The organism is Martinezella lusitana (assembly GCF_900094565.1).
Lineage (GTDB): Bacteria > Pseudomonadota > Alphaproteobacteria > Rhizobiales > Rhizobiaceae > Rhizobium > Rhizobium lusitanum.
Genome location: NZ_FMAF01000009.1, coordinates 21,157 through 28,518, shown reverse-complemented (window position 1 = coordinate 28,518; position 7,362 = coordinate 21,157). Strand labels below are relative to the sequence as shown.

4 protein-coding genes are annotated in these 7,362 nt (G+C 59.7%); 1 reads left to right on the top strand and 3 read right to left on the bottom strand.

The window, feature by feature from the left end; translation table 11 throughout:
* Positions 1–2,874, top strand: a 2,874-nt coding sequence (locus GA0061101_RS19305) for a VCBS domain-containing protein (RefSeq protein WP_167669574.1), incomplete at its 5' end; no start/stop codon positions are given.
* 220 nt (positions 2,875–3,094) lie between these two features.
* Here the strand turns inward: GA0061101_RS19305 and GA0061101_RS19300 are convergent.
* The 3 genes from GA0061101_RS19300 to atzF all read right to left on the bottom strand — a co-directional run bounded on the left by GA0061101_RS19300 (position 3,095) and on the right by atzF (position 7,361).
* Entirely contained in the window at positions 3,095–4,594 is a 1,500-nt protein-coding gene (locus GA0061101_RS19300; RefSeq protein WP_092574554.1) for an FGGY-family carbohydrate kinase, read from the bottom strand.
* A 15-nt stretch (positions 4,595–4,609) separates the two neighbouring features.
* Entirely contained in the window at positions 4,610–5,410 is an 801-nt protein-coding gene (locus tag GA0061101_RS19295; RefSeq protein ID WP_037200917.1) for a BtpA/SgcQ family protein, read from the bottom strand.
* A gap of 118 nt (positions 5,411–5,528) precedes the next feature.
* Complete coding sequence (atzF, locus tag GA0061101_RS19290; RefSeq protein WP_092574553.1) at positions 5,529–7,361, bottom strand: allophanate hydrolase; 1,833 nt, start codon at positions 7,359–7,361, stop codon at positions 5,529–5,531.
* Between the last annotated feature and the right edge of the window lies 1 nt (position 7,362).

Here is a 7,362-nt window from a genome sequence, read left to right as displayed (position 1 = left end):
CTCACGGCTTCGAGCCATCCGCAGGAAAGCTTTACGGTTCAGCTGAGCGATGGTCAGGGTGGTATCACGACGCAGACGGTCGTGGTGACGGTCAATGGCACGAACGATGCAGCGTCGATCTCCGGCACGGCAAGCGGCTCGGTCACCGAAAATGGCCAGTTGACGGCCACCGGTGTGTTGAACGTTGCCGATGTGGACTATGGTGAGAACCATTTCCAAACACCATCGTCGCTGAATGGGACCTATGGTACGTTCACATTTAATGCCACGACCGGGGTTTGGGGCTACGCGCTCAACAATTCCGCGGCAAATGTGCAGGCATTGAACGCAGGCCAAACTGTTACGGACAAATTGACAGTTGCCTCCGTGGACGGAACGGCTTCACAGGATATTGTTGTGTCCGTCCACGGCGCAAAGCAACCTGTGTCGGCGCCAAACATCATCGGCGTTACCGACAACTACGGCCCGATCCAAGGCAACCTTGCGAATGGTGCGATCACCGACGATACCACCCTTGGTATCCGGGTGAGCCTGAGCGGAACCGGTGCCGTCGCTGGGGATACGGTGCAGCTCTATAACAATACGACTGTGCTTGGCCCGGTAGTCATCTTGACATCGGCGAATATCAGCAATGGGTACGTCGATATTGCCACACCGACGCTGAAGAATGGATCGACTTACAACTTCCGGGCCTCGATCACGGATGCCGGCGTACCAACCGCGCTCTCGCCGAGCGACGTCTATGATATCAAGATCGACACGACTCACCCAACACTTGTCATCACGCAGAATAGCGGCGTGATGACTTTCACCTTCAGTGAGGCAGTGTCCGGGTTCAATATCAATGATGTCACTCAAAATAATAATTACTCACTATACGACTTCAAGCATGTCGGCGTGAATGCCTCCGGTCAGGACATCTATACAGCGAGTATTTGGAACTGGAACAACGGCTGGAAGTCTGCCTCAGTTTCGGGAGACAGCTATGCCGATCTTGCCGGCAACGCCGGCACAGACAGCAATGTGGTGAATTTCAAGCCGGCCGGTATGTCCGGCCAGGCGATCAATCTCGCTCTTGCCGATCCGTCTAACCACGTCGGTGCGGTGACGATGAGCATTGCCGGAGTACCGGCAGGCTGGACGCTGAGCGAGGGCACGCACAATGCCGATGGTACCTGGTCCGTCGTGACGAATAATCCGTCGTCGCTGACGGTGACCTCGCCCGATGGTGTAACCGGCGCGGTGGTCCTCCAGATCACAGAGACCTGGATCAATGCGGACGGCACAACCGGTATGGCCACAGTGGCGGACAATGTCGAAGCCTATGCCAAGGGTTCGCCGATCTTCGCCTGGTCGGGCGACGATACGCTCACCGCATCGAGCGGCAACGACACGCTGGTCTTTGCAAATACTATCGGCGAGGACGTCGTGCACAACTTCGATGTGGCGCATGACAAGATCGACCTAATCGGCTTTGCGGGCTTCGACAGCTTCGCGGACGTTCTGGCCCATCTGTCGAGCGATGCGTCCGGCAGTGCCGTCATCACGCTAGGCAATGGTGAGACCATCACCTTGGCAGGTGTCAGCGCCGCGGCTCTTACGGCGGATGACTTCCTCTTCAACGAAGAGGTCATAACACACAATGCCGGGGACATGGTGGTCGCCAACGGAGCGCTGATGCCGTTCAGTGGTACGCTCGACAACACCGGCAGCATCCATCTCGCCTCGATGGGAAGCGAGACGGCCTTCGAAATTGTCCAGCACGGCCTCACGCTGACCGGCGGCGGCACGGTGATCTTGTCCGACGATGCGCACAACGTCATCTTCGGCAGCGGTGACAGTGTCACGCTCACCAATGTTGATAACATTATCTCGGGTGCCGGTCGGCTCGGCGATGCTCACCTGAGCCTGGTCAACGAGGGCACGATCATTGCTGACGGCAGCCACGCACTTGTTATCGACACTGGCGTCAACGCGGTGAACAACACCGGCATGCTTGAGGCGACCGGGGCTGGTGGCCTCGACATACACAGCAGCGTCATCAATGAGGGCGTACTGTGGGCGAATGGCGGGAACATTGATCTCGAAGGCAATGTCAGCGGCCGCGGCACGGTGTTGCTATCGGGTCACGCCAGCCTCGAAATCGGCGGCTCGTTCAGCCAGGCGATCAGCCTCAGCACGGACGCCCAGGCCACCATCACCATCGATCACGCTGTTGCTTTTACCGGCACGATCGCAGGTCTCGATGGCAACGATGCCTTGCGGTTCGGCGACATCTCCGCTGCAACGGCAAGCTTCTCCTATACCGAGAACGCGGCAAAAACCGGCGGCGTGCTGATCGTCACCGACGGCGCCCATATTGCCACCGTCGGCCTAACTGGCGACTACTCGGCCAACGACTTCTTACTCAGCCACGACGGCGCCTATGCCGAGATCGATTTCAGAGGTGTCGGCCAACTCTACGGCACCGACGGCAACGACACGTTGACGAGCGGCGGCGGCTACACGATGACCGGCGGCGCTGGCGCGGATACCTTCGTGCTCGATGCCAAGGCCCTGCACAACCTGAACATGGCCGATGTCATTACCGACTTCAGTCCGAAGGGAGAGGGCGACAAGTTGGATGTCTCTAACCTTTTGAACGCGCTGGTCGGCGATCATCCGGGCATGACCGAGGCGAGTGCAGTCGCGTCGATGACGGCGGCGGTCGACACAGCATCCAATTCGACGAAGATCAGCGTCAACACCGGTTCGGAGACCCATGTGGTGGCCACGCTGCAGAACTACACGCCAGCGGGGCACGACGCCGTGCATGTGCTGTTCAATAACCACGACGAGCAACTTGCCACCCATGCGCAGACCGCTGGCGCCTGACGCCTTTTTGTCGGATCCATATCTCGAAGCGGCGCTTTTTGAAGGCGCCGCTTTTTTTTGAAGTCGATGCCGCGGCGACTAACTATCTTTGGACAATCGCCGCAACGAAGTTGCCTCAGCGGCGATCCGTCGACCTATTTGCCGGCCAATCTTGCAGAAGAAGCCAGCGCTGCACCGCCCATCGCGGCGAGCCTTGCCCGGGTAATCAGGGCGGCCTTTGTCACTGCCAAAGAGGACAAAGCTTCTCGTAGACGTCGCGATAGCGACGATACGCCTTTCTATAATTGGGCCGATTTTCCGCATTCGGCCGCAACTGTTCGGCGAAGGTGACCAAACCGGTGATGCCGCCCCAGTCGTCCGTCAGTCCTGCACCGATGGCGGCCGTCCAGGCCGCGCCGATACAGGAGCCCGGATGGCCGGATAGGCGTTGGACAGGAACTTCCAGGACATCGGCAACGATCTGCATCCAGATCTTGCTTTGCGCGCCGCCGTCCGAGACGAAAAAGCGGACCGGCTTATGGCCCATGTCGATGAGGACCTCGATATGGTGCCGGATGGCATAGGCATAGGATTCGAGCAGAGCCCGCCAGATATGGCCGAGATCATGCGACAAGGTCAGACCTTCGACCACGCCTCGTGCGGCGGGATCGTGGATGGGCGTTTTCTCGCCGAGCAGATAAGGCAGGATCGTCAGCCCATCGGCGCCGGCATTTTTTTTATCCGCCATCCTGTCAAGGTGCTGATGGATCGTCAGCCCGGCGGCGTTCGCGGCTTCTTTTTCCCCACCAGCAAAGGTTTCGATGAACCAGTTCAGCGCCGAGCCGCCGGTCGACATGCATCCATTTGGCATGAAAAGTCCCGGCACCAGGTGGTAGTCGAGGAAAAGGCGGGTGTCTGGGCGCACAACATCTGTCGCCGTCAAAATATCGACGGCGCCGCCGAATTTGAGAAGCACATCGCCCGCGTCGACGACGCCAGCGCCAAGCGCCGAAGCGATCATGTCGGCCGCTCCGGCAACGACCGGCGTTCCGATGGCAAGGCCGGTCTCGCGCGCGCCTCTTTCATCGATATGACCCGTGATCGCGTGCGACGCTCGCTTCGGCGGGATGGCCGAGCGCGGTATATGCGCGAGTGCGACGAGGGTGTCGTCGATCTCGTGCCGCGTGATATCGACGAATCCCGCTTCGAGTGCCCAGTTCTGCTCCACGGCAAGCGCGCCCGTTAGCCGGTAGTTGATATAGTCGTAAGAGCCGAGAACCGTCGAAATGCGCTTGAAATTCTCTGGTTCATGGCGTTCGATCCATCGCAACTTGGCCGTGACGAGCTGCTGGTTGATGCCGTTTCCCGCTTTTGCCAGGAATGCCTCTTCATCGCATTCGACCTTCAGTTCGCCTACCTCAAGACCACAACGTCCGTCGCTCTGCTGGATGCTGGGCCGGATTACCGTCCCGGCAGAATCGAGCAGCACCACGGCCGGAAGCATGCCTGTCGTGCCGATTGCCATGATGTCGCTTGCCTGCACCCCGCTCTTTTCCAGAAGCTCCGGAACGATCGAGCGAACGTTTTCCCACCACTCAGCGGGATCCTCCTCCGCCCAGCCGATCTGCGGTGATCGCAGGGAAACGGGACGGGACGCGGTGGCAAGGACCTTGTCGGGCAGTCGCAGCAGAATGCCGATGGTCGAGGTCGTTCCGATATCGAGGCCAAGAACCATGGTCATTCGCCAATCTCCAATCTAGCGCAGCGTTTCGACCAAATCCATGAACCGCTTGACACGACTGCCGTCAACAGCGTTCCAGGTATTGCCGTCAATCTTGAAATGCGTGCCGATCACCACGCCTTGCGCGATGGACAGGACATCGCGGACATTGTCGAGATTGACGCCGGTGTTTGCGAAGACCGGCACGTCCGTCACGGCCTCGCAGACCGAGCGCAAGTCGGACTGTTCGGCGGGCTGACCGGTAATCGGACCGGACACCAGGATCGCGTCGGCGAGCGACGAGAACACCGCGCTCCTGGCCCGCAGTGCGATGGGTCGTTGATCGAGCGAATAGGCAAATTCGGCATTGATGTTGAAAAGCAGTTTCATGTCGTCGCGACGAAGCGAACTGCGAAGTCGCGATGCGCTCGCGCAGTCCGGCTGCCATAACCCCATGTCAGAGGCAAACAGGCCGGTGAAGATTTCGCGCACGAAACTCGCCCCGGTTACCGCACCGATGGCGACGCTTGCCGACGGATCCCAAAGATAGTTTACGCCGAAGGGAACCTTGATGGCGGGTTTGATCGCCTGAACGATGGCAGTCATCGCGGCGATGCTTTCGGGGGAAGCCTTGAAAACATAGGGTCGATCGTTTTCGTTGCCGAACATGATGGCATCGACTCCGCCGTCCTGCAGTTTCTCGACATCCGTCATGACGTCGTCGATCAGCTTCTGAACGCCGCCGTCCGCATTATAGAGCGGCGAGCCGGGAAGCGCACCAATATGCGCCATGGAGATCACGACCTTCTTGCGGTCGCCAAAGCAATCAAAGACCATTGTTTTTTCCTTCCTTGCAGGAATGCCGATATCCGGATTGAGATAAGCCGGGGTCAGGCATATGCGTGTTTCCAGAGTTCGAGTTTATCGGGTAGTCTGTGGAGTTCGCCCCTCATTCCTAAGCCGCAACGCTCTGGCGGTAGGCACGCCAGCCACCATGAGCGGTGATGTCGGGCTGACCGGCGATGGCCGTGCTTTCGCACAAAAAGCCGGTGACTTCCGTGCCATCCTCAAGCGAGAGCTTTCCGACGCCAAGGGGAGCCGGAATACGGGCGATGAAATCGCCAAAGCCGGCAGCTGGCAAAGCCCAGATTTCGACCGTGATGGGGCCGCCGCCCTCCCTCGCGCGGATGAGACCCGGTTTGGGTGGTGCGGTGCCAGTCAAGGCATAGAGCCTGTAGGCATTGCTTGTCTTGGCCGTCCGCCGGAAGACGCCGCCGCGTGTCGTCAGTTCGTGATTGAGCGGCATGCCGGAAAGATGGGCACCGACTACGGCAATCTCGCGATAATCTTCATCGAGCGGCCGGGCTGCAGTGTTGGGGTAGGGGTTGTCGAACATGGCGAGCGGAAGCCCGGTGGCGCGGTGGAAAGCAGCGGCGATCCCCGCCGCGTTGGCCTCCTGGAACCCTGGCGCGAGAAACGTCACGCCCAACGGCAATCCGTCGTCGCGGAAACCGTTGGGGACGGCAATGCCGCAGAGGCCCATCAGGTTGACGAAGTTCGTGTAGATGCCGAGCCTGGCGTTCAACGCGATCGGGTCGGCGGTGATCTCATCCTTCGTGTAGATGGTTGGCGTCGTCGGCACCATCAGGACGGCAATATCCTCCCAGATGGGCCGCGTATCGCGCTTGAGTTCGGCAATGCGGTGGATGGCTGCAAAAGTATCGAGGGCCGTGAACTTGCCTGAATTGGAGAGGATCTGCCGTGTCACGGGGTGAATGGCATCGCGGTGTTCTTCCAGCACGGCATCGAGACTGAGGGCGCGCTCGCAAATCCAGGGGCCTTCGTAGAGAATGCGTTGCGTTTCCTCAAAGGGGGTGAAATCGACCTCTACCACATCTCCGCCTAGGGCCTGCATCCGAGCAACGGCTTCGCGAAACAGGCGCTCGGCCTCGGTGTCGCCGAAGAAGCGAAGGGCAGCCCCCTTCGGAATGCCGAAGCGGAATCGTGGCGGCGGCGCAGCGGGCGTCAGTTTGACCGCGTCCGCTTCAGGCTTGGAAAACGGATAGGTAGGGTCATAGCCGGAGATTAGCTCTGTTACCTTCATGCCGTCGTCGACGGTGAGTGCGAAAACCGCAAGCGTCTCGATGGTCTTGACGCAGCCGCCGCCGGAGACGCAGGCATTGCTGACGAGACCCGGCGTCGGCTTGATGCCGACGATGTTGTTGAAGCCGGCAGGCACCCTGCCGGACCCGGCGGCGTCATTGGCGATCGAGAAGCTTGAAAGGCCGGCAGCGACCGAGACGGCAGAGCCAGAGCTTGAGCCGCCGGAAATGTAGCGCTCGTCGAAGACCGATGAACAGGCTCCATAGGGTGTGCGCATGCCGACGAGACCGATGCCGAACTGGTCCATGTTGGTCTTGCCGATCAGGATGGCGCCAGCATCGAACAGCCGGGTGATCGCTTGCCCACTGGACGTGGCAATGTATGCGCTTTCTTTCAGCGCATTTGTGGTGGGCAAGCCGATAACGTCGTTGCAATCCTTGACCGAGAACGGGATGCCCCAAAGGGGCCGCCCATCATAACCCTCAGCTTCAAGAGCTGCCGCGGCCTTCAATGCGTCTTCTCGCGATATCAGATGAATCCAGACGTGATCGTCACCACGCGAGGCGATACGGTTATAGATGGCGGAGATGATAATGGTTGGCGTCAGTGTGCCGGCAGCGTAGGCCTCGGTTAATGTGTCGAGATCGAGACTGCCGGTTGCGGCAGACCAGTCTGGCTTGGACATG

Bases quoted from the DNA above. Each gene is read 5' to 3' on its own strand.
- GA0061101_RS19300 (WP_092574554.1), bottom strand. From the start codon at position 4,594: ATGACCATGGTTCTTGGCCTCGATATCGGAACGACCTCGACCATCGGC.
- atzF (WP_092574553.1), bottom strand. From the start codon at position 7,361: ATGTCCAAGCCAGACTGGTCTGCCGCAACCGGCAGTCTCGATCTCGAC.
- GA0061101_RS19295 (WP_037200917.1), bottom strand. From the start codon at position 5,410: ATGGTCTTTGATTGCTTTGGCGACCGCAAGAAGGTCGTGATCTCCATG.